The organism is Mycobacterium sp. IDUB_37 (genome assembly GCF_055419245.1).
The window spans coordinates 374,810-401,442 of the sequence record NZ_JBVAXG010000001.1 but is presented as its reverse complement, the minus strand read 5'-3'; the positions used below and the strand labels follow the sequence as shown (position 1 = coordinate 401,442).

Below are 26,633 nucleotides of genomic sequence, written 5' to 3'. Positions count from 1 at the left end.
GATTACTGCCCTAGTGCCTGCAACGCGCGAGCGAACACCTCATCGAGGGAGCCGACGGCTTCGACGGTCTTCAGCTCATCGCTGTAGTAGTCCAGCAGTGGCGCGGTCTCGTTCTGGTAGACCTTCATCCGGTTGAGGATGACGTCCTCGGTGTCGTCGGCGCGGCCACGGCTCTTCAGCCGGGTTAGCAGTTCGTCTTCGGACACCCGGAAGTTCACCACGGCGTCGATGTCGGTGCCGCGGCGCTCCAGCATCTGGTGCAGCGCCTTGGCCTGCTCCACCGAGCGGGGATACCCGTCCAGGATGAAGCCGTCCGCCGCGTCCGCGTCATTCAACCGGTCGTCGACGAGTTCGTTGGTCAGTTCGGCCGGCACCAGGTCACCGGCGTCGAGGTACCGCTTGGCTTCAAGGCCGAGCTTGGTGCCCTCGGAGATGTTGGATCGGAACAGTTCCCCGGTGGAGATCTGCGGAATCCCGAGCTTTTCGGCGAGCTTGACGGCTTGTGTGCCCTTGCCCGCCCCAGGCGGCCCCAACAAAACGATTCTCACTTGAGGAACCCTTCATAGTTGCGCTGCATGAGCTGACTCTCGATTTGTTTGACCGTATCCAATCCGACGCCAATCATGATCAGAACCGCCGTACCGCCGAAAGGCAAATTCTGGATGCCGCCGCCGTTACCTATCTGCAAGAAGAGATTAGGCAGCACAGAGATCAGACCTAGGTAGATCGAGCCCGGCAGGGTGATTCGGCTCAGCACATAGCGCAGATAATCGGCGGTCGGGCGACCCGGGCGAATACCAGGAATGAAGCCACCGAACTTTTTCATTTCGTCGGCGCGCTCGTCGGGATTGAAAGTGATCGACACGTAGAAGTACGTGAAGAAGATGATCAGCCCGAAATAGATGCCGATGTAGACGGGACTGCTCGGGTCGGTGAGGTAGCTTCCGACGAACTTGTCCCACCAACTGTGGCCACCACCACCGCCGCTGCCGCTGCGGACCAGTTGGGTGATCAGATTCGGGATGTAGATCAGCGACGACGCGAAGATGACGGGGATGACGCCGGCCTGGTTGACCTTGAGCGGCAGATACGTCGAAGTTCCGCCGTACATCCGCCGGCCGACCATGCGCTTGGCGTACTGCACCGGAATACGCCGCTGACCCTGCTCGACGAAGACCACGCCGACGATGATCAGCAGCGCTGCCCCACAGACCGCCGCGAAGATCATGCCGCCACGGCTCTGCAGGATCTGGTTGCCTTCAGCGGGAATGCGGGCGGCGATGCCGACGAAGATCAGCAGCGACATGCCGTTGCCGATACCGCGCTCGGTGACCAGCTCGCCCATCCACATCACCAGGGCGGCGCCGGCGGTCATCACCAGCACGATGACGATCTCGGCGAAGATGCTCTGGTCGGCCAGGATGTCCAGCGAGCAGCCCTGCAGCAGCCCGCCATTGGCCGCCAGCGCCACGATGCTGGTGGCCTGTAGGACGGCCAGCGCGATGGCGAGGTAGCGCGTGTACTGCGTCATCTTGGCCTGGCCGGCTTGACCCTCTTTTCGCAGCTCTTCGAACCGCGGGATGACCACGGTGAGCAACTGCACGATGATGCTTGCGGTGATGTAGGGCATTACGCCTACCGCAAACACCGTGAGTTTCAGCAGCGCGCCACCGGAGAACAGGTTGATCAGCGAATAGATCTGGCCGGCCTGGCCACCGCTGGCCTCTTTGATGCACTGCTGCACGTTGACGAAGTTGACGCCGGGCGACGGCAGTGCCGCACCGAGCCGGTACAGCACGACAATGCCCAGCGTGAAGAGAATCTTCCGTCTCAGGTCGACTGTTCGCAGCGATGAGATGAAAGCCGAAAGCACTCTTCCTCCTGCGCAGCCAAAATCTGGTCGGTTGTGCCAACCGGACTCGGCCGACTGGGTCAATTCTGAGGTTGTCCCGCGTTTTGCGCGCCCAACACCCGCAGGCCAGGGACGTACGGCATCGCGCGTCAAACCGTGTACGAGACTAACAGCTGATCTGGGCTAACCCTTCCAGGGTGGCCCGGAAGACGGAGATGAGGCACTTCGCAGAAACCTCACAGTCAGATTTGAGGCGTACAGTTCTGCCGAGTCATTATATTGGCTAAGTATCGAGCTAGGGGGCGACGGATGACCCAGACGGGGAGTGCACGGTTCGACGGAGACACCTGGGACCTGGCGTCCAGCGTGGGCCTGACGGCCACCATGGTCGCCGCGGCACGCGCGGTGGCGGCCCGGGATACCCAAGGTGCGGGTGCGGTGGCGACGGACAACTTTGCCGAGCCGTTGGTGCGCGCGGTGGGCGTCGACTTCTTCTCCAAGCTGGCGAGCGGCGAGCTGGATCCGGCCGACTTCGATGAGGAAACGGCCGCCGGCACTGCGCACTTCGCCAATGCGATGGCCGTCCGCACCAGGTTCTTCGACGACTTCTTCGCGGCCGCAACCGATGCCGGCATCCGGCAGGCGGTCATCCTGGCTGCCGGCCTGGACTCCCGTGCCTACCGGTTGCCCTGGCCGCCCGGCACGACTGTGTTCGAAGTCGATCAGCCACAAGTCATCGAGTTCAAGACCGCGACGCTGTCGGGCCTGGGCGCCGAACCGACCGCTGAGCGCCGGACGGTCGCGATCGACCTTCGCGAAGACTGGCCGACCGCACTGCGCAACGCCGGATTCGATCCCACCCAGCGCACCGCATGGATCGCCGAAGGGCTGCTGGGTTACCTGCCGGCCGACGCGCAGGACCGACTGCTCGACCAGGTCACCGCGCTGAGTGTGCCGGGTAGCCGCTTCGCCACCGAAGGCCTGCTGGACATCAACAAGCTCAACAGCCAAGAACTCCGCAGCCGCATGCAACGCAACAACGACCGGTGGCGCCAGCACGGGCTGGATTTCGACATGGCCGCGCTGGTGTATTTCGACGACCGCGCCGACGCGGGAACCTATCTCGACGGCCACGGCTGGCAGTCCGCCGGTAGCAAGAACGCGGATCTGTTCGCCCAACACGGACTGACACCGGCGTCCGGCGACGATGCCCCGTTCGGTGAGGTTGTCTACCTGAGCGCAGAGAGGCAGTAGAGATGGCTGAAATCGAATCGCAACGATCAACCGGCGACAGCTGGGATCTGGCATCCAGCGTGGGTGCGACGGCGACGATGGTCGCCGCGGCCCGCGCGGTGGCCAGCGAACACGAGAACCCGATAATTAACGACCCGTTCGCGGCGCCGCTGGTGCGAGCGGTCGGCCTGGATTTCTTCACCCGACTGGTCGACGGTGAGCTCAAGCAGGCGCGGGCGCTGGCCGAGCAGTCCGACGACTCCGGAAGCGACTTGCAGTTAGAGACCGATTCGATCGCGGTCCGCACCCGGTTCTTCGACGACTTCTTCCTCGATGCCGCCGGCGCCGGCGTTCAGCAGGCGGTCATTCTGGCGGCAGGGCTCGACGCACGCAGCTACCGTCTGCCCTGGCCGCACGGCACCGTGGTCTTTGAGGTCGACCAGCCCCGGGTCATCGATTTCAAGAACGCCACCATGTCGGAACTGGGCGCCACCCCGTCGGCGGAGCGCAAAGCGGTCAGCATCGATCTGCGCGAGGACTGGCCGGCTGCATTGCGGCTCAGTGGGTTCGACCCGACCAAGGCCACTGCCTGGAGCGCCGAAGGCCTGCTGATGTATCTGCCGCCTGACGCCCAGGACCGACTCTTCGACAACATCACTGCGCTGAGCGGACCCGGCAGCAGAGTGGCCACCGAGTTCCATCCCGATTCGGGTGTGGCAGTAGCCCAGCGCGCGCAGGAGTTCAACCAGCGCTGGTCCAACCTGGGCTGCGACGTCGACCTGTCGAGCCTGTTCTACGACGGCGAACGCAACAACGTCGTCGACTACCTCACGGGACTGGGCTGGCAGGTGGCCACTCGACCCCGACGGGAGTACTTCGCCGATTACGGGCGGGTATTCCCCGACGGAGACGAGATGGCCAACCTACGCAACATGGTCACCGTTACTGCGACACGCTGAAGCTGTACAAGTCGTAGCCGTGCGGCAGCGACTTACCCGAATTCAGCCGGTTACCTGAAACATTGGTGACCCCGGCGTCGATCAGGTTGGCCAGCACCGCCTGACCCAGGAACACCGACAGACCCGCCCCGGGGCAGACCTGCGGTCCATGGCTGAAGAAGTTGAACGACCAGTCCTTGCCCGCGTCTCCGCTGACCCACTCCCCCGGCGAGAATCGGTCCGCGTAGCTGATGCGCTGCCGGTTGCGGTGGTTGAAGACGTTGTAGATCAGCACCTGCCGACCCTCCGGCAGTACGGCGCCGCTGGGGAACTCGACGTCCCGGGTGGTCACCCGACCGAACAGCTGGGTGGTGGGCCACAGTCGCATCGCCTCGAACAAGCACCCGGCCAGGTACTCCAATTTCGCGACGTCGGTGGCCGACCCGATATCCGCGCCGGCCAGTTCGGCTTTCACTTCGCGCAACTGCTCATCGTGGCTGGACAGCACGGCCAACGCACGAAATGAGTTGGCCGCCAGCGTATCTCCCATCGCAAACATCCAGTGCACCAACTGGCCGGCGACCGAGGAACCCGGATCGGGCGCCTTCGGAATCAGTGCCGCAAGGCTGCCCTCGGGCGCGCCCGCGAGATAGCCCCTGACCTTGTCGATGAACTCGTCGTAACCCGGTGCCGGTGCGTCGGGCATCTTGTTGCCCGCCGACATCAGCTCACCCAGTTGCTCGCTGAGTCCGTCGTCGTCGGCCGCCGGGTCACCGAAGATCACCCGTCGCGTCAACCGCTGAAAGGCCTTATTCGCGGTCGGCCAGTCGATGCTCCCACCCGCCAGGTCTGCAGCGGTGTCGGCGGCAACACCGACGAACGATTGCGCAAGCCGGTGTATCGGCTTGCCGGTGTCGAGTACAGATTCGGCGAACTTGCGACGCTCTTCCCATTCCCGACCCCGCGAGATCGTGAGGGCATCTGGCTGAAATGCCGTCATGCCTTTGCGTTTCGCTTCCGGGTCGGACGCGAATGGGTCCGGCGAGCCGCCCAGCACGAACTGCAGATCGTCGGGATGGTGCAACAGCAGCGCTTCGTCCTTGGCGACGCGGACATAAAACGGCGCCGAACCGTAGCTGCGCACCATCCCTTCCACCAGTCGGTAGCCGAGATAGTCGGCCCCGACGGTGGAAGCGATCCTGCTGGGTAACTCCCGCTTGTTGAACAGGCCCAGGATCACGTTGGGAACGGCTACCTGAGCGGTGAATCTGATCCCTTCGAGCGTGGACGCATGCTTGAAATCGTCAGCCACCGACTCAACCCCACGGAACGTAAGCGCGCACCGTGTCGGCCAGACGCACGATCGTGCGCTTCTTACCCTCTGCGGGCGACCCAAGTGTGGGCCACGGCGCGAAGATCCGCTCCACATCGCCGATTACCGGCTGCAGCTCCGGGTAGTGGCGCAGCAGAACATCTTTCATCGACGTGTGGTTGACCCAGTCGTAGCCGACCTGGGTGTACACCTCGGGCCGGAAGTCCTTGGTGAAGAACCTGTCGCTCTTGAGCCGGCGCGACGCCATCAGGATGAAGATGCGGAATGCGGTGTCGGAGAAGCCGAATCCCTTGGGCGGCTGCTCGGCCTGCATACCGATCTGCAGGTCCACCGCGTCGACGTCGCCGTTGTAGATGTCGTTGATCTCTTTGGCCCATTGCTTATTGGGCGTGATCTCGTCGATGGTCTTGCGCCGCGGCATCCGCAGGGCTTCCCGGAAGTCGTTGTACCGGGGCACACCGCGCTCGCGGTCGCGCACGATGTCCAGGGTGGCCAGGTCGGTGATCTGTCCGTCGATCCGGGTCAACTGGCGCAGCGCGTTCGGATAGTTGTGCAGGCACACCGCGCCCGCGCTGGCCACACCGAACGAGTACCACAGGTCACCCATCTCCATGCGGTCCATGAAGTCGCGGGTGTAGCGGCCCTGCAGTTCGGTGAAGTCGCGCTTCTCGAGGTGCTCACCCGACTCCAGCGAGAAGAAGTTCCAGTCGTCCGGGATCAGCGGGTGCATCCGGTAGACCGATACGAATTCCTCGGTCAGCGAGAACGGCGCCTTGTGGTGGTCCGTCGAAGATCCGATGATGCCCGACAGCACTTCGCTGCTGCCGACGCGACCGACCCGGTCCTTGAAGGTCTCACCCAGAGCCCCGTACCAGTTGGCGTTCATGCCGATCTGCAGCGCGGGATGGCGCAGCACACAGCAGGTCCACTCGACGGTGTGGATCTTGGCGATCAGCGCCGAGATCACCAGCACGCCCAGTTCGTAGAGTCGCTGGTCGTCCAGGCTTGGGTAGGCCTTCTTCAGCGCATCGCACACGGAGTTGTGTTCGCGCGCGAACACGGTGTGCAGGATGCCGACCCCGACCCACCAGTTCTCCCGCATGCCGGTGAGGTCGACACCCGGGATGTCGCTCTTGGGAAGCCTGCCGTCGTCACCGACCTTGATCTTGCCGTCGACGAAGGTGCGGACCTCGGCTTGCCGCTCGTTGCCACTGCCGTAGATCTGCGACCCGTCCCACCAGTGGGTTTCGACGTTGCTGAATACCGGCGCCTCGGTACCGTCAACGATCTCCCCCTCTAGCGGGATGGTGCGACGGATCTTCATCGGGTTCTCCGGGAAGTCGTCGCCCTTGCGCAGCGGAATCTCGATGTTGCGCTCCGCGTTACCGTCGCCGTGGAAGAACCAGTTGTGGTTCTCGAACTGCAGCCACGCCGCGGCCAGCGCGTTGATGATGCCGGCAGGCTTGAACGAGTCGCGGGCCATCAACCGGCGACTGATCACCCGCGGGTCGGGCTCGAGCAGGCGCTTGGTGTCGGTGATGGTCTTGGCAAGCGGCACGTTGCGTCCGAAGCCCGAATTCTTCGAGCCCATGTGCGGGCAGGACAAGTCATTCCATGTCCCGTCCGCCGTGCGGGCCCGCTTGACTGCCTCCGTGGGCTCGCCGAGATCCTCTTTGGGGCGTGTCCCCTCGGCCTCGAACAAATTGTTGTCGCGCAAATCATCGCGCAATCCGGATAAAGCTTTCAGTTGTAGTACTAACGAGGGGTGTTCATACCATTGACGACTCACCTGAACCACCGTTCTTTAATGGCAGTCACGATCAACTCAGGCACGGAGAAAAACCCATGCGCACAACGGCTTTCGAGTCGAACATCCGTTGGCAACATACCCCCCCGACACTGGGCTGTTCGTGACATACGAGGCGCTGACGGGCTTGATCATATGCGTGAGCTACCAGCGTGTAAATGAAGGGTAGATACGAACCCGCAAAATGTGCCGGCCGGCATGGCGGCCGCGATGGGAGTCTTAGCCGGGATTTGCGGCAGGCGCCCGAACAACCATGGGCACGGCCGGGAACGCCCACGCCATTTCCGAGCGCGACTTACGCAGTGCGGCTGTGCCATAGCCTTTCTTGCGGTGATCGGGGTGAATCCAGATTCGGACATTCACCTCGCCCTGATGAAGTTCGCCGAACACCATTCCGACCTTCTCACCGGAATCGACCGCCACGAACCAGACGGCCTCTTCGTCGTGCAGACGCTTCAGTGCCGAGCGGATTTCGTCGTCGATGTCGCCCGCCGGTGCGCCGGATCCGTCACCGGCGGCTTTGATCTCGTCGGTGCGGGTGACGAAGATGTCCCGGTCCGAAGTGGCGGAGAACGAACGCAGCTCCAGCGTCTCGCCTGAACTCGCCGGCCGGTCGAACAGAGTGAAGCTGAGTTGCTTGTTCAGGTCGTCGAGTTCGGCCAGGATCTTGTTGCGCGCGTCCTGGGTGAGTTGCTCGAACGACATGCTCATCACCGCTTCGGCAGCAAGGTGAGATGTGCCGAGCAACTTGACGATCGACTCGACAGCGGCGGACTTGTTCTTCGCGTCGACAATGGCGTCGGCGACCTCATGCCGACGTTCCAACGCGGCAAGCAAGGTATCTGCGATCTCTCGACGAACTGCGGTCTGGTCGTGATCAGTCATTGCACGATCGTAGAACGACACACGTGATCGCGCGCCACCCAACCTGGAGATTCAAACCAGTCGGGATCCGCTGAGCTCCAGGAACTTGCGGTAGCGATCCTTCGTCGGCCCGACCCAGTCCGGCCGCGGGTCCACGACGCGCTCCACGGATGCCCAACGGGCAGCGTCGGTGATCACCGATTCCAGCCCGAGCGCCATGCGGCCCAGGAACGCGGCGCCCAATGCCGCACCCTCGGCCACCGCGGATACCTCGACCGGCCGGCCGGTTGCGTCGGCGATGGCCTGCATCCACGGGTCTACCCGGGTGCCGCCACCCGAAGCGACGATGCGGCGCACCGGCGCACCGCTCAATTCGAGGATCTGCCGAATCACAAAGCCGGACGCCTCGTAGGCCGCTCTTCGCAAGGACGCGGCGTCGTGGGTCAGATCCACGCCGCTGAGCAGGGCACGCCGGTCGGGCTCGTGGAACGGCGTGCGTTCACCGCGGATGTAGGGCAACCACACCGGCACCCGCCGTGGGTCGGCACTCATCGGATCTGCTTGGGCGACAACGCGATCCACCCAGCCGAGGAACATACCGCCGGCGTTGCTGGCACCGCCGATCTGGCTCTTGCCGACGGCCGTGTGAGGAATGGTCCACAACCCGGGTACCTGCCGGGCTTGCGCAACGGTGACCCACACGATCACGGTGGTGCCGCACAACACCAGCACATCACCGTCACGATCGGCACCGGCCACGATCTGCTCGCACAACGCGTCGATGGCACCAACCGCCAGTACCGCCGAAGACCCGTAAAGCTGCCCGACCGGAGCCCCGAAAGTGTCGACCCGCGGCATCTGATCGACGCTGGCGCCGCGTTCGGCGCATGCCGCCGGATTCCAGCCGGCGCCGTCGAACAGCGGCAGAGTGGTGATAGCCGTCGCAAAGTCGATCACCGACTCCCCGGCCAGCGCGTGATTGGCGACCGCAGGCGCGGGCCAGTAGCCGGCGGCATCCGGAGCCTGGGCGGCCGTCCAGCGCAGGAACTCGGCGGCCTCACCGACCGCTGGAACAGGTTGCGGGACGGCATCGGGCACCCGGCCACGGCCGTCGCCGTACAGCAACCCTGGGGTGATGGGCCGGCCATCGGAATCGACCGCCGTCATCGACGGCACCATCGACGAGACGGCCACCGCTTTCGTCTTTATCGCGGAGGCGGTCAGCCTGCCCAGAGCGGTTACCGGCCCTTCGCGCCACGCTTCTCCGGCGTTGTGCTCGAGTCGATCGGGCGCCGGGACCGACACCTGATGCGGAATCCGCACCCGCGCGAGCACCTGGCCATTTTCGTCAGCCGCCACCGCTTTGACCGCCGTCGTGCCGACGTCAATACCGATTGTGACGTCGTCGCGTGACACCGGGGCCACGGTACGCCAGCATTGGCAGACGTGACGTCTCGACTGCGCGCCTTGGTGACGGCCCCGCTGCGGGGGCCGGGGTTCAACCAACTGCGAGCGCTCGCCGATGTGGTCTACGACCCTTGGATAAGTGAGCTCGAGCAAACCACCCTGCGCATCTACAGCCCCGAGCAGTTGGCTGAGCGGATCGCCGCCGAATCCGCTGATGTCATTGTGGTGGAGAGTGATTCCGTCCGGGGGCCGGTGCTGCAGCAGGGCCTGCTCGCGATCGCCGCCACCCGGGGCGACCCCAACAACATCGATGTCGCGGGCGCGACCGCGGCCGGTATCCCGGTGCTGTACACCCCCGGCCGCAACGCCGACGCGGTCGCCGAAATGACGGTGGCCCTGCTGCTCGCGGCCACTCGCCGAATATTGCCCGCAGACGCAGATATGCGTAACGGCAACACTTTTCGCGACGGCACCATCCCCTACCAACGGTTCCGCGGCTGGGAGATCGCCGGTCGCACCGTCGGCCTGATTGGCCTGGGTGCGGTCGGCCGAGCAACTCGGTGGCGGCTGTCGGGCCTGGGTCTGCGGGTCATCGCCTGCGATCCCTACAGCGAGGAAGCCGAGCACACTCTTGACGAGTTGCTGGCCGAATCCGACATCGTCTCGCTGCACGCCCCGGTAACCGACGACACCGTCGGGATGATCGGCGCAGCGCAGTTCGCGGCTATGCGCGACGGCGTCGTCTTCCTCAACACCGCCCGCGCCCAACTGCACGACATCGATGCACTCACCGACGCGCTCGCCGGCGGCAAGGTCGCCGCGGCCGGATTGGACCACTTCGCCGGCGAATGGCTGCCGACCGATCACCCACTGGCTGCGATGCCCAATGTCGTGCTGACACCACATATCGGCGGGGCAACCTGGAACACCGAGGCTCGGCAGGCCCAGATGGTCGCCGACGATCTGGAAAGGCTGCTCACCGGCCGTAGGCCGATCCACATCGTCAACCCGGAGGTACTGCCCTTATGAAGTGTGTAGAAGACGCGGAACACAAGGTACTGGCGGCAGCCAAGGACATGCTGCGGCGAGGCCTGGTGGAGGGTACAGCGGGCAACATCTCGGCCCGGCGCTCGGACGGCAACCTGGTGATCACCCCGTCATCGGTGGACTATGCCGACATGGCGCTGGATGACCTGGTGCTGGTTGACCCGGAAGGCGCTGTGCTGCAAGCCAAAAACGGCCGCATGCCGTCGACCGAGATGCAGCTGCACCTGGCCTGCTTCAGCGCGTTCGACGACATCGGCAGCGTCATCCACAGCCACCCGATCTGGGCCACCATGTTCGCGGTGGCCCACCAGTCGATCCCGGCCTGCATCGACGAGTTCGCGGTGTATTGCGGCGGCGATGTGCGGTGCGCCGAATACGCCGCGTCCGGCTCTCCCGATGTGGGCACCAACGCGGTGAAGGCGCTGGAGGGCCGCGGCGCCGCCCTGGTTGCCAACCACGGACTGGTGGCCGTCGGGCCGCGCCCCGACAAGGCGCTGCACATCACCGCCCTGGTGGAACGCACTGCCCAAATTGCCTGGGGTGCACGTGCTCTCGGTGGCTACGTGCCGGTTCCCGAGGAAGTCAACCGAAACTTTGCCGGCGTCTACAGCTACCTGCGCGCCAACCAGTGACCGGTCGGGTACAGCTTGGCCGCGCCAGCGTGACTCGGGTGCTCGAGCTGAAGTTCGACCTGCCGGCCCGCGCCTTTGCGAACACGCCGCCGGCCGGGTGGGGTGACAATGCCGATCTGCTGACACCGGACTTCTTCGACCCTGCCACCGACAAATGGCACATCGCGATCCAGAGTTGGGTGATCGAGGTCGACGGGCTGACCGTGGTCGTGGACACCGGCGTCGGCAACGACCGCACCCGCCCGCAGACTCCGCCGCTGGACCACCTGAACACCGGCTACCTCAACGCACTGCAATCGGCGGGCATCGACCGCAATGCCGTCGACGTCGTGGTCAACACCCACGTCCACTCCGACCACGTCGGGTGGAACACGCTGCTGGACAACGACTTCTGGGTGCCCACCTTCCCCAACGCCCGCTACCTGGTGCCCGCGCCCGACTACCGGCACTTCGAACCGGACGGGCCGGCCGCGCGGCAATCGCCACGCACCGACGAAGAAGCACTCGCACAGCGCGGCAACCTGCTGGTGTTCGAGGACAGTGTGCTGCCCGTCGACGAACAGGTCGTCCAATGGTCCGACGACTACGAGATCAGTCCGTCTTTGCGATTGCGGCCCGCACCGGGCCACACGCCCGGGTCGTCGGTGTTGTGGCTGGATGCCGGTCAGCCGGCCGTCTTCGTCGGCGACCTCACCCACAGCCCGCTACAGGTGCGCCGGCCCGCCGACCCGTGTGCTTTCGACATCGACGGCGGTGCGGCCACCGTGACCCGGCACCGGATATTCACCGAATCGGTCGCCGCCGGCGCGACCGTGATTCCCGCGCACTATCCCGGCCATGGTGGCGCGATTCTGCGGGCCGTCGAGGACCGATTCGACATCGACGCTTGGCTGGACATCGAAAAGCTTTAGTTGAGGCGAACCGGCAACGACTCGTAAACGGTCATGTTGTTGGACAGGTCTGGCAGTCTCATCTTCGGCGTATCGATGTCAATGTGGTTGGCATTCAACAGGATCTCGTCGAGCGCGGCCCTGACTTCGGCCCGGGCCAGCATCGCGCCCAGGCAGTGGTGGGCCCCCCCGCCGCCGAAGGATTGGTGAGGGTTCGGATCCCGGCGAATGTCGAATCGGTACGGATCGGCGAAGACGTCCTCGTCGCGGTTGGCCGAGCGCAGCATGGTCACCACGCGAGCGCCGGCGGGGACCATCGTGTCACCGAACATCACATCCCTGGTCGCACCGCGTACCCAGAACATGATCGGCGTCGAGTAGCGGATCACCTCCTCGACCGCGGTACGCCGCGCGTCCGGATCCGACCGGTAGATGTCGATCTGGTCGGGGTTGGCGACGAACGCCCGGATCCCGTCGCACAGCGCGTTTCGGGTGGTGTCGGCGCCGGCCAGGCCCAGGATGAAGAAGAAGATCTCCAACTCGTTGGCAGGCAGCAGGAAGCTGTCCCCGGATTCCGCGGTGATCTCGGTCGTGCACAGCGTGCTCCAGATGTCGTCGACCGGATGCGCACGCTTGTCCGCCGTCAACTCGCTGGCGTACTGAAACAACTCCATGAAGGGCATCAGGTCGTCACCATCGGGAACTGACATCTGCCCGCCGGCGGTCTTCAGGACGCGGTCGATGAGGCCGAAAACCCGGGGCCGGTCGGCTTCTGGGATACCGACGATATCGCCGATCACCGAGATCGGTAGTCCCGCAGCCAGATTCACGAACTCGCCGCCACCGTTGTGCAACAACTCCCCCGCCATGGCCTTGGCCCGGTCCCGGATGCCGTCTTCCAACCGGGCCACGGCACGTGGGGTGAAGGCGCGCGTGATGACTCTGCGACGGATCGTGTGGTCCGGCGGATCCAGGCTCACGATCGCCGGATAGGCGTCGAACAGCGGCACGTCCTGAATGAGCGGACCGCGCGTCGCCGTGAAGGATTCGTAATCGCGATGCACCCGCGCCACGTCCGCGTGCTTCGTGCACACCCAGAACTCGCGTCCCACAACCGACTTCACGTCATCGGTGAGTTGCTGGTGGAACACAGGCGCACATCCGCGCAACTCGGCGAACAGATCTTCGGGAAATTGCGACGCCCATAGCGCCGGCGCGGCGAGATCGATCGTCGTATCCGTCATGACGCTCCCCCCTTGTTGCCAACTTCAATACGCAGACCGTCGAGGATCAGTTGCAATCCGTAGGCGAATGCCCAATCGCTCGGCGCGACCGACTTGGCACCCACCGGACGGATGTGCTCGAGCTGCACCGAGCCCAACAGATGGACATAGAGGGCGGCGTGTGCCGCTTCGAATCGCCTTCCGCGCAAGCCGGATTCGCGCAGGATGCCGCGTGAGGCCCGGTTCATCTCCGAGGCCGCGGCAGTATGCGGATGTCCCAGCAGCAACGCGGCGATTCCGGGCACCGCGATCAGGACGTGCCACGCGTTCGTATAGAGCGCGACCAACCGCGCGTCCCAGTTGCCCGCTTCGGGCAGTTCGATCTGGGCGAGCACCGATTCGATCAACAGATCGAGCAGTTCGGACTTGTCGCGGACGTGGTAGTACACCGACGACGGCCTGGTTCCCGCCTCGGCGGCCAGCTCGCGCATGGTCACCCGGCTCACCCCGACCCGGGTCGCCAGCTGCCAGAGGTGCTTGGTCAGATGCTCGCGGTCCAGCGCGCCATACCGCAACACCGGCGCACTTGACTCCATGGTCCCCCCATAGTTTCGAACACTGTTCTGATTAGAACAGTGTTCGACTCGGCCTGTCAACGGTTACCGTTAGCCGATGACGCAGTACCGGGTAGTGCAATGGTCCACCGGCAATATCGGCACGCGGGCGCTCGGCATCCTGCTCGACCGCGACGACTTCGACGTCGTGGGTGTGCATGCCTTCGGCGCGACGAAAGTCGGACAGGATGCGGGCGCGCTTGCCGATCGCGCACCTACCGGGATCGTTGCCACCGACGATGTGGCTGCGCTCCTCGACCTGCAACCGGCTTGCGTGAACTACCAACCTCGCGTCATCGACTTCGACCTGGTGGCCGCAATGCTGCGCCGCGGCATCAATGTGGTCACCACCGGCGATTTCCTGACCGGGAGCCACCGCCCGCCCGAACGCGCGGCGCTCGAGTCTGCCGCCCGCGAAGGGGGTGCGACGTTCTTGGGGACGGGATTCGAACCCGGCTTCATCAACGTCGTCGCCGGCTTCCTCACCGGCGCTTGCCGGGAGGTGCACCGCGTCACGCTCGTGGAAACCCTCGACTGCACCACATATCCAGTCCAGGATGTGTGGAAGGTGCTGGGCTTCGGCAAGATACCCCGGCAACGGGTGGTACCGATTGACCCGGCCACCCAACGGTACGGCCTCGGCTACTTCGAGACACTGGACATGATCGCCGCCATGCTGGGCACCGAACTCGACTCGAAGGAGGCCCTTGTCGAGAATGCAATCCTGACAAAGGATTTGAGTCTCGGCTGGACCGATTATGCGGCCGGAACGGTGGGTGGCCAGCGCCGCACTTACCGAGGCCTACGCAACGGCCGTCCAGTGATCGAGTTGGCCATCTGCTGGACCATGAGTGACGACGCACTCGATCCACAGTGGACCGACACCAAGGGGTTCAGCGTGGTGATCGAAGGGACACCGCACGTGGACGCGACGATTCGGTTCGGCCACCCCGGCCAGGATGTGATGACCGTCTTGATGGACAGCACCGCCGTCGCCGCGGTCAACGCCATACCTTTCATCTGCGACGCGCCACCGGGTGTGGTGACTCCGATAGACCTGCCTATCAACGGATCTCGTGGTGCGCTGACGCCCTGAACTGCCGAGGGGTGCCGCCGTGGGTCCGGCTGAACAGCCTGCTGAAATATCCGGGGTCGGATATCCCGACGCGTCTGGCGACCTCGCCGACGGGAAGATCGGTCTCAGCCAGCAGGTCACGGGCCTGCGCCATGCGGCGCTCGATGATCCATTCCTGCACGGTGCGCCCGGTGCGCCGACGCACAACGGTGGTGAGGTGTCCCGGCGTCATTCCGATCGCGCCCGCGACATCCCGCAACGACAGTTGCTCTCCGTGCCGCTGATCGATCACCGCGAACACTTCGGCCAGTAACGGTTCGCCGCTTCGTCGCAGATCCGCGACGACGTCGCGGGCCAATCGCGCGAGTTCGATCAGCAGCAGCGTCAGGTGCGCCAGTGCCGCCTGCCGGTAGCCCTCCTGACGGCGACTCAGCTCTGTTTCGATCGCCCGAATCGTATTATCCCACAACGACTGCCGGTCCGCGGGTACCTCCAAGCACAACACTCCGCCCGATTGTCCGTGCAGAAAGGGAAACAGCAGAGGGTGCGTCTGCCATGCCGGCCAGGGAGACCGGGCATCCTCACCGAGGGCAGCCGGATCGAAGAACACCGCAAACCCGTCGTCTGCCGGAACAATCTGTTTGGGGTCGAGCACCTTGCCGGGGGCCACCACCCGGACCAGGCCGACCGCGGGTGCGTACCAGAGCGCCGGGAAGTCGTGGATATGCGGATGCGGTTCCACGAGTTGGTCGCGCCGGGCCACCGAGACCGGAGGAGTGTCCGGATCGCTCCGATAGCGATAGACCGGCACACCATCGCGGTGTCGACTGAGCCGAGTTGGTTGAGCCATGTAACCAAAGATAGTCCTGATTTTGACAATGATCACCCAATTATCAAGTCAAATCATGAAGGACTATGGATTCTATGACCAAACATCATCCACATGACTATCTCCCGGCGACCGGTCATCAGGCGCTGCTACCCGCCTACGACCTGATCGCCCGACTCATGGGACTGAGCAGCATCTATCCGAAGCTGATCGCGCAGGCCGAACTCGCGGACGACCAACGTGTCCTGGAAGTCGGCTGCGGCACCGGGAACGTCATCATCAGGGCCAAGCGCTCGCGACCGGGGATAGACGCGGTCGGGTCTGACCCGGACCCACAGATACTCGACCGGGCACGACGAAAGGCGGCCAATCTGACGGGGATCCGGTTCGAACAGGGCTACGCCCAAGAATTGCCCTATGCCGACGGCGAGTTCGACCGGGTGCTGTCATCGATGATGTTGCACCATATCGGCGCCGACGCCAAAGCCGCTGCGGCCGCGGAAATTTTCCGGGTGTTGCGTCCCGGCGGCCGGCTGCATCTGGTGGATATCACCGGCGACAGCCATACCCATGGCGGCCCGTTGGCGCGATTCCTGCGGCGCAACCCCCATGCCGCCGGGAATTTCGGCGACGCGATCCCGCGACTGCTGACCGGGGCCGGATTCGACTGCGAAGAAATCGCCGTCGCACCCCACCGGCTGCTCGGACAGCTCACCTTCTACCGGGCCACCCGCTGACGGCCACCTTGCGCCTCACTGCCCGGCCGCGTCGGCGATGAATGCGTCAAGGTCGGCATTCTTGTAGTCGACCGCAGCTTTCAAGTCGGGCAGGTAGTGCTCGAAGCGGTCACTCTCCATGGCCGCGATGATGCCCTCGGCGACTTCTTCGGCACTGACCTTGGGTCCGCGGTAGAACGGCGCGTCGTTGTCGGGCTGATCCCAGATCTCGGTGTCGACCGGGCCGGGCTCGATCAGCCGCACCGAGACCCCGGTGTCCGCCAAATCGATCGCCAGCGCTTCGCTCCACCCGCACAACGCGAACTTGCTTGCACAGTAAGCGGATTCATGTTTGATGCCGAGCCGCCCGGCCACACTGGACACATTGACGATCAGCCCCGAATTCCGGGTCAGCATCCGCGGCAGGAGCGCCAGCGTCAGCCGCATCGGCGCGAGAAAGTTGACTCGCATGACGCTCTCCACGTCGTCGGGTATCAGCGCCGCCGCGGCACGCCGCTTGGGCACGGCCGCGTTGTTCACCAGTACGTCGATGCCACCCAACGCCACCCAGGCCTGCAGCGCGAGCCGGCTCGCCGCCATCCCGTCGGCCAGGTCGGCGACCCACATCGCCGAATCAGGTGAGCTTTCGTGGCAGGCGGCCAGGACCTCGCGCAGCCGGTCTTCCCGTCGGGCGATCAGCCCGACCACAGCGCCCTGCGCGGCCAACCGCTTCGCCAGTGCTGCACCAATTCCCGACGAAGCCCCCGTGATAAGCACGCGCTTACCCATCATCGTGTTCGGCATGGCTCATCATAAGGTGGCGCACAGCGCGCACCCTGGGCCGGTTTGACCGCCGAATCTTTGTTAGATTAGCGAAGTATCGGCCGGCCACTACCGAATGAGGCATACATGACGTCCAGCGGTTCACGGCATGATGGCGACACCTGGGACCTTGCTTCCAGCGTCGGGGTAACCGCAACCATGGTCGCCGCCGGCCGCGCGATGGCCACCCACGCCGACAACCCGTTGATCGACGATCCGTTCGCCGAACCATTGGTCGCAGCGGTCGGCATCGACCTGCTCACCCGCCTGGCGACCGGCGAGACGACCGTCGCAGATCTCGACAACGATCCGCAACGCCCGTTCAGCGGCGTGGCCAACGTGGCAGGGAACATGGCGGTGCGCACCAAGTTCTTCGACCAGTTCTTCCTGGACGCGACCCGGGCGGGCATCAGGCAGGCGGTGATCCTGGCCTCCGGCCTGGACGCGCGCGCCTACCGGCTGCCGTGGCCGGATGGGACCGTCGTGTACGAGATCGATCAGCCGAAAGTCATCGAGTTCAAGTCACGCACACTCGCCGAACTCGGTGCCCAACCCACCGCGCAGCGGCGGACGGTGGCCGTGGACCTCCGCGACGACTGGCCCGCTGCCTTGCGCGAGGCAGGTTTCGATCCTTCCCAGCCCACCGTTTGGAGCGCCGAGGGCCTGCTGGGTTACCTGCCGCCCGAAGCCCAGGATCGCCTGCTGGACACCGTCACTGAGCTGAGCGCCACCGGCAGCAGGTTCGCCAGCGAAAGCATGAGCAGGAGCGAGTCCGGCACCGAAGAGGTGTTGAAGGAACGGATGCAGGCCAATTCCGATCGCTGGCGAGCGCACGGCTTCGACCTCGACATGTCCAGCCTGTTCTACTTCGGGGACCGCAATGAGGCCGGGCCGTACCTGACCGACCGTGGTTGGCTGACGGACAGCATCCCGCTGACAGAACTTCGCGCGGCAAGCGGGCTGCCACCGATTGACGACGACAACTTGCCCAGAGTGGAAATGCTCTACATCAGCGGCACGTTGCACAACAGACATCAGTAGATAAGGAGCGGGTATGCCACGCACGCATGACGACAACTGGGATCTGGCTTCCAGCGTCGGCGCCACCGCAACACTCGTCGCGGCAGGGCGCGCGATGGTGACGAAGGCATCCGACGGCTTGATCAACGATCCGTTCGCCGAGCCCCTGGTCCGAGCCGTAGGGGTGGACTTCTTCATCAAGATGATGGACGGCGAACTCGACCTCGACGCCATCCAGAATTTCTCGCCCGACCGTCTGCAGGCGTTGATCGGTGGAATGGGAGTGCGCACCAAGTACTTTGACGAGTACTTCCTGAAGGCCGCCGACGGCGGAATTCGGCAGGCGGTCATCCTGGCGTCTGGTTTGGACGCGCGTGCCTACCGGTTGCCGTGGCCGGACGGGACGGTGGTCTACGAGATCGACCAACCCCAGGTGATCGAGTTCAAGACCACCACGCTCGCCGGTATCGGAGCCGAACCTACCGCAACTCGGCGCACCGTCGCGATCGACCTGCGTGGCGACTGGCCCACGGCGCTGAAGCAGGCGGGCCTGGACCCGACGCAACCGACCGCCTGGCTGGCCGAGGGCCTGCTGATCTATCTGCCCCCGGATGCCCAGGACCGGTTGTTCGACAACATCACCGCGCTCAGCGCCCCCGGCAGTACCGTGGCCACCGAATTCGTGCCTGGCATCGTGGATTTCGACGCCGACAAGGTACGCGAGATGTCCGGTTCGTTCCGCGATCACGGGGTGGATATCGACATGGCGTCGTTGGTCTACTCCGGCGAACGCAACCACGTCGTGGACTACCTACGCAACACCGGCTGGGAAGCCGAGGGCGTGACGCGCACCGAGCTGTTCCAGCAAAACGACTTGAAGGTGCCCGACCCGTCGCAGGATGACCCGCTCGGCGAGATCATCTTTATCAGCGGGAAATTGGGTAGCTAGAAGCGCGCCTGCCCCAACCACAACACGCTGGCACCGCTCATCGTCTGCTCGACCTGGTCGATGGCCCCGGCCAACGAGCGGGCCAGCAACACACCGACCGCTTCGGGCAACGAAGCCGCGACCGGCTGCGAGGAGGCCCGCGGCCGCACCATGTCCAGCAGCGACGAACCCGGATAGCTCAACACCCGAACCTCGGTGTCCGGGTCCAGACCGGCGAGCACCTTCGCCCGGCGCACGGCCGCTCGCAGTCCCCCGAGTTCGTCGACCAGGCCGCGCTCAAGCGCGTCGGCGCCCGTCCAAACCCGGCCCCGCGCAACCACATCCACGTCTTCAACGGTGAGATTGCGACCATCGGCGACCCGCTGGACGAAGTCGGCGTAGAACAAATCCGCCTCTGCCTCCCGATGCGCCTGCTGCTGTGGCGTGAATGGCGCGTCGTTCGACCAGGCATCGGCATTGGCGTTGGTGCGCACGGTGTCCGAGCCGACTCCGAGCCGGTCCTTGAGATCCCGGACCACCAGCTTTCCGGTGATGACGCCGATCGAACCGGTGATGGTGCCCGCGTTCGCCACGATCGCGTCGGCACCCATCGAAACGTAGTAGCCGCCGGACGCCGCGACCGAGCCCATCGAAGCCACCACCGGCTTGCCGCGTTCGCGGGCGCGCTTCACCTCACGCCAGATGGTTTCCGACGCCGTCACCGAACCGCCAGGACTGTCCACCCGCAGCACGATCGCCGACACGGAGTCTTCGGCCGCCACCTCGCGAATGGCCGCGGCGATGGTGTCGCCGCCGGCATTCGACGGACCCAACGGCAGACCCTGCGGCCCACCACGTCCGTTGACGATCGCACCTTCGAGGGTGACTACCGCAATCGTTGGCTTGGCCCGCCTACCCGGGATCGACGGAACCGGGGGCGCCAGCCGTGGCCGGGCCGAGCTCGCGTAGCGCGCCAGGTACATCCGCGGGGGCTTCTCGTCCGGATCGGCATCGTCGGTTGAATCACCTTCCGGGTCAACCCATTCCGCCATCCGGGCGTACGCCTCGTCACGGAATCCGATCCGGTCGATCAGTCCGGACGCCACCGCGTCGTCGCGCATCAGCGGCGCACGATCGGCTAACTCATCGAGTGTGGCGGCATCGATATTGCGGGCCTGCGCAACGGCCTGCCAGACCTGGCTCTGCAGACTTTCCAACATCCGGGTGACCGCTTCACGGTGCGCATCGGTGAAGCCATCTTCGGTGAAAAGGTTTGCCGCCGACTTGTATTCGCCCCTGGCGATGAACTGCGCTTCGATGCCGACCTTGTCCAGCGCGTCGCGCAGGAACATCGCGTTGGAGGCGAAGCCGATCAGCCCGACATCACCGGACGGCTGCATCCAAACCTCGCGGAACGCCGAGGCCAGATAGTAGGACAGGGTGCCCGGATAGGTCTCCGCCCAGGCTAGGGAGGGCTTGACCGCGCTGAACGCCGCGATGGCGTCCCGGAGTTCCTGAACCACCCCGATCGGCGAGGCGGGCAACTGCACCTGGGCGATCAGCCCGGCGATGCGGGGGTCGTCGGCGGCGCGGTGGATCGCCGCTACGGCGTCACGCAGCGCGAGCTGGCGGCCACCACCGGTGAGGATGGTGAGAGGGTCGAACCCCGTCGTCTCCGGCGGCGCAGCACGCAGGTTCAGCTCCAGCACACATCCGTTGGGTACGCCGTGGTGGCGGGCCGTGTCGACCCGCTCGAACAGGGAGCGCACATCGTCTAGACCGGGGAGACTCGGTAGGAAGGCGAACATCTCTGCAGCGTACCGATCCCTACCGACCCCTCACCCGTACGGTAGATGCGTGAGGTTCTCGATCTCGATCCCGCAACTCGGCTCGGAAAACTTCGACGCCGCGCAACTGCGCGCGTATTTGCAACGCGCTGAAGCATTCGGATTCGAGGGCGGCTGGACGCTTGAACAGGCCATCGGCGGATCGGCCCTGCTGGCGCCACTGGAACTACTGGCTTACGCGGCGGCCTGTACCGAGCGGATGCGACTTGGGGTCGCCGTGTTGGTGACGTCCCTGCACGATCCTTTGCAGCTGGCCTCGGCGGTGACCGCCGTCGATCGGCTCAGCAACGGCCGACTCGACCTCGGCGTTGTGGCAGGCGGCGGATCCCGCCAATTCAGCGCTTTCGGCATCGAGAAGGCCACCCACGTCCGGTACTTCACCGAAGGCCTGGAATTGATGCGCGCGGCTTGGTCGGACGAGCCTCGGGTGACATTCCACGGACGGTTCCGCGACGTCGACGATCTGCCGATCCAGCCCAAACCGGTGCAGCGGCCCCATCCGCCGATCTGGTTCGGCGGTCGCGCGCCTGCCGCGCTGGCCCGGGCGGTGCGGTTGGGCGACGCCTTCATCGGCGCGGGCTCGTCCACCACGGAGGCATTCGCCGACGCGGTGGGCATCGTGCGCGGGGAACTCGCGGAGCAGCAGAAGGATCCCAAGAGTTTCACCATCGCCAAGCGGGTGTACCTGATGATCGACGACGACTCCGATCGCGCCCGCGAACGGGCACTGGCCGGGTTGGCGCGTATCTACGGAGACCGACCAGGACTCGATTCGGTGGCGGTTGCCGGCACTCCGGCTGAGGTGGTCCGTGGCCTGGCTCAGGTGATGTACGCGGGTGCGCAGATGCTGCTGCTCAACCCCGTCGGCGCTGACATCGCCGAGGACCGCGAGCAACTGGAACGGCTTGCAGTGGAAGTGATTTCGCGGCTCGGCTGATAGGTGGGCGGCCTACGGCTCGCCCGCAAAAGTCATGCGGGGCGACGACCGATTCAGCGAGCACGCGAGGATGGCGGCCAGCGACTTGGCCAGTGCACGGATCCGCGGCGCGCTCTCCACGTGCCAATAACGCAGGTTGGCGGTGAAGTTGCCACCGATCAGCGGCCCGATGACGTAGAAGCCGGGACTGGCTTCGAAGTCGTCATTCACCAGCAGTCCGCGGTTGGTGCGATTCGGGCGGGCCAGTCCGTTCTCGACGATGCTGACCAGGAACGGCGACGAGCATGCGTCCAACTCTTCGAAGCCACCGCAATTCACCACCACCGCAAAAGGTTCCGGGTGAATGTGCTCGGAGCCCCCGACACGGTAGCTCAAGGTGGCAAACCGCTCGCCGGAGTCGCCCGCGCGCACGCCGAGCACTTCGCCTGCAAGCAGGGTGAGCGCACCGACGGTGGTCAATTCCTCCGATGCCTGCCGGCAATCGCGTCCGGCGCGCCGCACCAACTTGGTGAAAGTCATGCCGTGGACGCAGTGGAACTCCTCTTGTTGCAGAAGGTCCATCGTTCCCAGCACCTGCCAAACCAGCGCGCAGATCGCGGCGTAGAGATCGGCCAGGTTCAACGACCGCGCTTCGGCCACCTCGAGGTCGGTGCGGATCGCCGCGATCAGATCCTCCGCGCTGGCCGTACCCGCCGCGAGCAGCGTTGTCAGACAATGGAATTCAAATTCCGGCGGCTGCTCGCAGATCTTGTAGGGCAGCGCTCCGGAGCGCGAGATGACCGTGATGGACCGCACCAGCTCGCGAATCGCCGCGTCATGACGGATCAGATAGAGAGCCTCGATCGAACTGGCGTTGGAGCCCACCACCAATACGTTGCGCGCCTCGTGCGAATCGATACCCTCGAGCGCCTCCCGCAGCCGCTCCAGGTTGGCTTCTTCACCGGGTGAATAGATGTCGTTGATATAGGCGAACGACGGCTCGGTCGCGCCGACCAGAATGGTTTTGGGTGGTGGGCTTCCGGTGGCGACGATCACTTTGTCCGCCACGATCGAGGCCGGACCGTCGCCGGCCGGTTCGAGACCGATCAGGTGGCGACCGTCTTCGCGGTCCGCGCTGATCGCCTCGGCGTGGATCGTCACGACTTCGGCCAGGTCGCGCTCATCGAGATCGGCGACCGCGTCAGCTACCTGCTCGGCAATGAACGCGCCGAAAAGGTAACGGGGCAAGTAAATTTCGCCCCAGTCGTTGGCTTCCAACGCGGCGCGGTTGTCATCGATCCAGCGCGTCGCGGCGGCACCGCCGTGGGCGACGAACGACGCCAGCCACTGCGGCTTGTTCTGCTCCAGCCAGGACCTGTACGACGCCTTCTCGGGCTCGTTGACGAACTCGTCGAACTTCTGAATGGCCAGCGACCGCATGCTGGTGCGGGGACCATACGGGATGCCGCTCCAGAACTGCTCGTGCCGTTCCACCACCGCAATGCGCAGCTTGGCCGGCGGATGCGGCGAGCTCAACAGTGTCTGCGACAGCTCCAGCAGCGTCATGGAGGACGCGATACCGCTCCCGATGAACGCAATATCAAAGGCGTCCGGAGCGGTCGCGTGCAGCATGCACCCTTTGGTTAACTCAGAGTTCGGTGGCTGAGCCGCCGGCCGCGGTGATCTTCTCGCGAGCGCTACCGCTGAACTTGTGCGCCGTCAGGTCGACCTTGACCGACAGCTTGCCGTCACCGAGGACCTTGATGAGGCTGTTCTTGCGGACGGCACCCTTGGCCACCAAATCGTCGACACCGACGGAGCCACCCTCCGGGAACAACCGGTCGATGTCGCCCACGTTGACAACCTGGTACTCGGTGCGGAACCGGTTGCGGAAGCCCTTGAGCTTCGGCAGACGCATGTGGATGGGCATCTGCCCACCTTCGAAAGTCGCCGGAACGTTCTTGCGTGCCTTGGTGCCCTTGGTGCCGCGACCCGCGGTCTTGCCCTTGGAACCCTCACCACGACCGACTCGCGTCTTAGCCTTCTTCGACCCGCGCGCAGGCTTCAGGTCGTGCAGCTTGATCGTCACTTCTACTTACCTCCGCCTGCCTGCTCTGATGCCGGCTCAACCACGACGAGGTGGTTCACTACCGCGATCAGCCCGCGGGTCTGTGCGTTGTCGTCGCGGATCACCGAGTGGCGAATCTTGCGCAGACCCAGCGTGCGCAGGCTCTCGCGCTGCTTCCAGCGCGCACCGATGGTGCCACGCACCTGGGTGATCTTCAGTTGGCTCATGATTGTGAAGCCTCTCTTGCCGCCGCGGCGCTGGCCAGCGCTTCGCTTTCGCGACGCGCCTTCAGCATTCCGGCCGGGGCGACATCCTCGATCGGGAGACCGCGTCGAGCGGCCACCTCCTCGGGACGCTGCAACATCTTGAGGGCGGCGACAGTGGCGTGAACCACGTTGATCGCGTTGTCACTGCCCAGCGACTTGGCCAGGATGTCGTGCACGCCAGCGCATTCCAGCACCGCGCGCGCCGCACCGCCGGCGATCACACCGGTACCCGGGCTGGCCGGACGCAGCATGACCACGCCGGCGGCCGCCTCACCCTGCACGGGGTGCGTGATGGTGCTGCCGATCAGCGGCACCCGGAAGAAGCCCTTGCGAGCCTCCTCGACGCCCTTGGCGATCGCGGCCGGCACCTCTTTGGCCTTGCCATAGCCGACACCGACCATGCCATGGCCGTCGCCCACGATGACCAGGGCGGTGAAGCTGAAGCGTCGACCACCCTTGACCACCTTGGAGACACGGTTGATCGCTACGACGCGCTCGATGTGGTTGCTCTTGTCGCCGTCACGGTCACGGTCACGGCCACCTCGGCCACCACCATCGCGTCGGCCACGGCCACCACCATCGCGGTTGTCACGGTTGTCTGGGGCGCCATGCCCCCCAGTCGGCTGATCCGCCATTACGCGGTCCTTCCGTTCATCAGAAACTCAATCCGTTCTCGCGGGCGGCATCCGCCAACGCCGCAATCCGTCCACCGTAGGTATAACCGCCGCGGTCGAATACCACGGTGTCAACGCCGGCAGCCTTGGCACGCTCGGCGATCAATTGCCCGACCCGCACGCTACGGGATTTCTTGTCCCCATCCAGGCCACGGACGTCAGCCTCGATCGACGAAGCAGCGGCCACCGTAGTGCCGTTGAGGTCGTTCACCAGCTGCACGTGAATGTGCCGTGATGACCGGTTCACCACCAGGCGCGGACGCTCGGCGGTGCCGGATACCTTCTTACGAAGACGTGCGTGCCTACGCAGCCGCGAAACCCGTCGGGCCGCGGATACGCTCTGCCCCACTGGCTTTCGCACACCGGATTCAGCTGTTTGCGCCATGACTACTTACCTGTCTTTCCGACCTTGCGGCGGATCTGCTCGCCTTCGTAGCGCACGCCCTTGCCCTTGTACGGGTCGGGACGACGCAGACGACGGATATTCGCCGAGATTTGGCCGACCTTCTGCTTGTCGATGCCTGAGACGGTGAACTTCGTGGGCGTCTGTACCGCGAAGGTGATGCCTTCGGGTGCCTCGATCAAGACCGGGTGGCTGTAACCGAGCGCAAACTCCAGGTTGGCGCCCTTGAGCACCACACGATAGCCGACGCCGTAGATCTCCAACTTGGTCGTGTAGCCCTCCGTGACGCCGGTGACCAGGTTGGCCACCAGAGTCCGGGAAAGCCCGTGCAACGAGCGGTTCAGCCGCTCGTCGTTCGGACGGGTGACCACAATGGCGCCATCGTCGTTGCGGGAGACCGTGATCGGCTCGGCGATTGTCAGGTCCAGGGTCCCCTTGGGCCCCTTGACCGAGACGCTCTGCCCCTCGATCGATACATCGACTCCGGCGGGAACCGGAACCGGCTGCTTACCAATACGCGACATAGTTAACCCCTCACCACACGTACGCGAGGACTTCGCCGCCCACGCCTTGTCTGGCTGCCTGTCGGTCGGTGAGCAGACCCGACGACGTCGAGATGATCGCGACGCCAAGGCCGCCGAGCACCCGGGGCAGGTTGGTGGACTTTGCATACACCCGCAGACCGGGCTTGGAAACCCGCTTCAAACCGGCGATGCTGCGCTCCCGACTGGGACCGTACTTGAGCTGGACGATCAACGACTTCCCCACCCGAGCATCCTCGGTGTGGAAATCGGTGATGTACCCCTCACTCTTGAGGATCTCGGCGATGTTCGCCTTGATCTTCGAGTGGGGCAAGCTCACTTCGTCGTGGTACGCCGAGTTGGCGTTGCGCAGACGAGTCAAGAAGTCTGCGATCGGATCCGTCATGGTCATGACAGCGTCTGTAACCTTCCTCGCGGCGGTTCCCGTCCGGGCCTACCGCAACTATTTTTGGGCAGCGATTTCCGAGTAGCGGAGATCGTGGCGTGGTTCCTGGTCCGAGTTACCAGCTGCTCTTCTGCACGCCGGGCAGTTCGCCCGCGTGCGCCATCTCGCGCAGGCAGATCCTGCACAGCCCGAACTTGCGGAACACCGCACGCGGACGGCCGCATTTGTTGCAGCGTGTGTAGCCACGCACGCCGAACTTCGGCTTGCTTGCGGCCTTGTTGACCAGTGCCTTCTTCGCCATC

Annotated in this window: 29 protein-coding genes; 10 read left to right on the top strand and 19 right to left on the bottom strand. The window is 64.8% G+C overall.

Annotated features, from left to right (window positions below):
- Window positions 1–2: 2 nt before the first annotated feature.
- Both ACZY1I_RS01890 and secY read right to left on the bottom strand, forming a co-directional pair.
- A complete protein-coding gene (locus ACZY1I_RS01890) occupies window positions 3–548 on the bottom strand; it encodes an adenylate kinase (protein WP_463752583.1) in 546 nt (181 codons plus the stop codon).
- Complete coding sequence (secY, locus tag ACZY1I_RS01885; RefSeq protein WP_463752582.1) at window positions 545–1,873, bottom strand: preprotein translocase subunit SecY; 1,329 nt, start codon at window positions 1,871–1,873, stop codon at window positions 545–547. Before secY ends, ACZY1I_RS01890 begins: the two co-directional genes overlap by 4 nt.
- A gap of 288 nt (window positions 1,874–2,161) precedes the next feature.
- Between secY and ACZY1I_RS01880 the strand changes: the two genes are divergently transcribed.
- On the top strand, window positions 2,162–3,106 hold the full coding sequence (locus ACZY1I_RS01880) for a class I SAM-dependent methyltransferase (RefSeq protein WP_463752581.1): 945 nt from the start codon (window positions 2,162–2,164) through the stop codon (window positions 3,104–3,106).
- Window positions 3,107–3,108: 2 nt separating this feature from the next.
- Window positions 3,109–4,044, top strand: a complete 936-nt coding sequence (locus ACZY1I_RS01875; protein ID WP_463752580.1) for a class I SAM-dependent methyltransferase — start codon at window positions 3,109–3,111, stop codon at window positions 4,042–4,044.
- On the opposite strand, the gene ACZY1I_RS01870 is transcribed toward ACZY1I_RS01875, so the two are convergent.
- The 4 genes from ACZY1I_RS01870 to ACZY1I_RS01855 all read right to left on the bottom strand — a co-directional run bounded on the left by ACZY1I_RS01870 (window position 4,028) and on the right by ACZY1I_RS01855 (window position 9,443).
- Entirely contained in the window at window positions 4,028–5,335 is a 1,308-nt protein-coding gene (locus ACZY1I_RS01870; protein WP_463752579.1) for a cytochrome P450, read from the bottom strand. The genes ACZY1I_RS01875 and ACZY1I_RS01870 overlap by 17 nt on opposite strands.
- Before the next feature lie 4 nt (window positions 5,336–5,339).
- On the bottom strand, window positions 5,340–7,085 hold the full coding sequence (locus ACZY1I_RS01865) for a peroxidase family protein (RefSeq protein WP_463752578.1): 1,746 nt from the start codon (window positions 7,083–7,085) through the stop codon (window positions 5,340–5,342).
- A 297-nt stretch (window positions 7,086–7,382) separates the two neighbouring features.
- Window positions 7,383–8,048 carry a GNAT family N-acetyltransferase gene (locus ACZY1I_RS01860; protein ID WP_463752577.1) on the bottom strand — a complete coding sequence of 222 codons (666 nt, stop codon included), beginning with the start codon at window positions 8,046–8,048 and terminating at the stop codon, window positions 7,383–7,385.
- A 51-nt stretch (window positions 8,049–8,099) separates the two neighbouring features.
- Window positions 8,100–9,443: a xylulokinase gene (locus ACZY1I_RS01855; RefSeq protein WP_463752576.1), complete on the bottom strand. Its 1,344-nt coding sequence runs from the start codon at window positions 9,441–9,443 to the stop codon at window positions 8,100–8,102.
- 30 nt (window positions 9,444–9,473) lie between these two features.
- Between ACZY1I_RS01855 and ACZY1I_RS01850 the strand changes: the two genes are divergently transcribed.
- The 3 genes from ACZY1I_RS01850 to ACZY1I_RS01840 are packed head-to-tail and all read left to right on the top strand — an operon-like array spanning window position 9,474 to window position 12,024.
- Window positions 9,474–10,463, top strand: a complete 990-nt coding sequence (locus tag ACZY1I_RS01850) for an NAD(P)-dependent oxidoreductase (RefSeq protein ID WP_463752575.1) — start codon at window positions 9,474–9,476, stop codon at window positions 10,461–10,463.
- Window positions 10,460–11,113, top strand: coding sequence for an L-fuculose-phosphate aldolase (locus ACZY1I_RS01845; RefSeq protein WP_463752574.1), 654 nt, complete (start codon window positions 10,460–10,462; stop codon window positions 11,111–11,113). The genes ACZY1I_RS01850 and ACZY1I_RS01845 overlap by 4 nt, the downstream gene beginning before the upstream one ends.
- On the top strand, window positions 11,110–12,024 hold the full coding sequence (locus ACZY1I_RS01840) for an MBL fold metallo-hydrolase (protein WP_463752573.1): 915 nt from the start codon (window positions 11,110–11,112) through the stop codon (window positions 12,022–12,024). Before ACZY1I_RS01845 ends, ACZY1I_RS01840 begins: the two co-directional genes overlap by 4 nt.
- Here ACZY1I_RS01840 and ACZY1I_RS01835 read toward each other — a convergent pair.
- On the bottom strand, window positions 12,021–13,247 hold the full coding sequence (locus ACZY1I_RS01835; protein WP_463752572.1) for a cytochrome P450: 1,227 nt from the start codon (window positions 13,245–13,247) through the stop codon (window positions 12,021–12,023). The genes ACZY1I_RS01840 and ACZY1I_RS01835 overlap by 4 nt on opposite strands.
- Complete coding sequence (locus tag ACZY1I_RS01830) at window positions 13,244–13,822, bottom strand: TetR/AcrR family transcriptional regulator (protein ID WP_463752571.1); 579 nt, start codon at window positions 13,820–13,822, stop codon at window positions 13,244–13,246. The genes ACZY1I_RS01835 and ACZY1I_RS01830 overlap by 4 nt, the downstream gene beginning before the upstream one ends.
- A gap of 76 nt (window positions 13,823–13,898) precedes the next feature.
- Here ACZY1I_RS01830 and ACZY1I_RS01825 point away from each other — a divergent pair, with 76 nt between their 5' ends.
- On the top strand, window positions 13,899–14,936 hold the full coding sequence (locus ACZY1I_RS01825) for an NAD(P)H-dependent amine dehydrogenase family protein (protein ID WP_463752570.1): 1,038 nt from the start codon (window positions 13,899–13,901) through the stop codon (window positions 14,934–14,936).
- On the opposite strand, the gene ACZY1I_RS01820 is transcribed toward ACZY1I_RS01825, so the two are convergent.
- Window positions 14,905–15,765, bottom strand: a complete 861-nt coding sequence (locus tag ACZY1I_RS01820) for a helix-turn-helix transcriptional regulator (protein ID WP_463752569.1) — start codon at window positions 15,763–15,765, stop codon at window positions 14,905–14,907. The two genes, ACZY1I_RS01825 and ACZY1I_RS01820, sit on opposite strands and share 32 nt — an antisense overlap.
- A gap of 74 nt (window positions 15,766–15,839) precedes the next feature.
- Between ACZY1I_RS01820 and ACZY1I_RS01815 the strand changes: the two genes are divergently transcribed.
- A complete protein-coding gene (locus ACZY1I_RS01815) occupies window positions 15,840–16,481 on the top strand; it encodes a class I SAM-dependent methyltransferase (RefSeq protein ID WP_463752568.1) in 642 nt (213 codons plus the stop codon).
- Window positions 16,482–16,496: 15 nt separating this feature from the next.
- Here ACZY1I_RS01815 and ACZY1I_RS01810 read toward each other — a convergent pair whose 3' ends face one another.
- Window positions 16,497–17,252, bottom strand: a complete 756-nt coding sequence (locus ACZY1I_RS01810) for an SDR family NAD(P)-dependent oxidoreductase (protein WP_463753461.1) — start codon at window positions 17,250–17,252, stop codon at window positions 16,497–16,499.
- A 117-nt stretch (window positions 17,253–17,369) separates the two neighbouring features.
- Here ACZY1I_RS01810 and ACZY1I_RS01805 point away from each other — a divergent pair, with 117 nt between their 5' ends.
- Together ACZY1I_RS01805 and ACZY1I_RS01800 are read left to right on the top strand one after the other, a co-directional pair.
- On the top strand, window positions 17,370–18,323 hold the full coding sequence (locus ACZY1I_RS01805) for a class I SAM-dependent methyltransferase (RefSeq protein WP_463752567.1): 954 nt from the start codon (window positions 17,370–17,372) through the stop codon (window positions 18,321–18,323).
- A gap of 13 nt (window positions 18,324–18,336) precedes the next feature.
- The gene (locus ACZY1I_RS01800; RefSeq protein ID WP_463752566.1) at window positions 18,337–19,251 is read left to right on the top strand and encodes a class I SAM-dependent methyltransferase; all 915 of its coding nucleotides are present in this window, start codon (window positions 18,337–18,339) and stop codon (window positions 19,249–19,251) included.
- On the opposite strand, the gene sppA is transcribed toward ACZY1I_RS01800, so the two are convergent.
- Window positions 19,248–21,038, bottom strand: coding sequence for a signal peptide peptidase SppA (gene sppA, locus ACZY1I_RS01795; RefSeq protein WP_463752565.1), 1,791 nt, complete (start codon window positions 21,036–21,038; stop codon window positions 19,248–19,250). The genes ACZY1I_RS01800 and sppA overlap by 4 nt on opposite strands.
- 49 nt (window positions 21,039–21,087) lie before the next feature.
- Between sppA and ACZY1I_RS01790 the strand changes: the two genes are divergently transcribed.
- Window positions 21,088–22,014: an LLM class flavin-dependent oxidoreductase gene (locus ACZY1I_RS01790; RefSeq protein ID WP_463752564.1), complete on the top strand. Its 927-nt coding sequence runs from the start codon at window positions 21,088–21,090 to the stop codon at window positions 22,012–22,014.
- A 12-nt stretch (window positions 22,015–22,026) separates the two neighbouring features.
- Here ACZY1I_RS01790 and ACZY1I_RS01785 read toward each other — a convergent pair whose 3' ends face one another.
- From ACZY1I_RS01785 to ACZY1I_RS01750, 8 genes are all read right to left on the bottom strand, one after another.
- Window positions 22,027–23,625 carry an FAD/NAD(P)-binding protein gene (locus ACZY1I_RS01785; RefSeq protein ID WP_463752563.1) on the bottom strand — a complete coding sequence of 533 codons (1,599 nt, stop codon included), beginning with the start codon at window positions 23,623–23,625 and terminating at the stop codon, window positions 22,027–22,029.
- Between the two features lie 16 nt (window positions 23,626–23,641).
- Window positions 23,642–24,082, bottom strand: coding sequence for a 50S ribosomal protein L15 (gene rplO / locus ACZY1I_RS01780; RefSeq protein WP_463752562.1), 441 nt, complete (start codon window positions 24,080–24,082; stop codon window positions 23,642–23,644).
- Between the two features lie 2 nt (window positions 24,083–24,084).
- Window positions 24,085–24,288 (bottom strand): 50S ribosomal protein L30, encoded by a 204-nt coding sequence (gene rpmD, locus ACZY1I_RS01775; RefSeq protein ID WP_463752561.1) that lies wholly within the window; start codon window positions 24,286–24,288, stop codon window positions 24,085–24,087.
- Entirely contained in the window at window positions 24,285–24,962 is a 678-nt protein-coding gene (rpsE, locus tag ACZY1I_RS01770) for a 30S ribosomal protein S5 (RefSeq protein WP_463752560.1), read from the bottom strand. Before rpsE ends, rpmD begins: the two co-directional genes overlap by 4 nt.
- A gap of 19 nt (window positions 24,963–24,981) precedes the next feature.
- Window positions 24,982–25,350 (bottom strand): 50S ribosomal protein L18, encoded by a 369-nt coding sequence (gene rplR, locus ACZY1I_RS01765; protein WP_463753460.1) that lies wholly within the window; start codon window positions 25,348–25,350, stop codon window positions 24,982–24,984.
- A gap of 38 nt (window positions 25,351–25,388) precedes the next feature.
- A complete protein-coding gene (gene rplF, locus ACZY1I_RS01760; protein WP_463752559.1) occupies window positions 25,389–25,928 on the bottom strand; it encodes a 50S ribosomal protein L6 in 540 nt (179 codons plus the stop codon).
- Window positions 25,929–25,938: 10 nt separating this feature from the next.
- Window positions 25,939–26,337 carry a 30S ribosomal protein S8 gene (gene rpsH, locus ACZY1I_RS01755; protein WP_463752558.1) on the bottom strand — a complete coding sequence of 133 codons (399 nt, stop codon included), beginning with the start codon at window positions 26,335–26,337 and terminating at the stop codon, window positions 25,939–25,941.
- A gap of 109 nt (window positions 26,338–26,446) precedes the next feature.
- Window positions 26,447–26,632 (bottom strand): type Z 30S ribosomal protein S14, encoded by a 186-nt coding sequence (locus ACZY1I_RS01750; RefSeq protein ID WP_463752557.1) that lies wholly within the window; start codon window positions 26,630–26,632, stop codon window positions 26,447–26,449.
- Window position 26,633 lies beyond the last annotated feature (1 nt).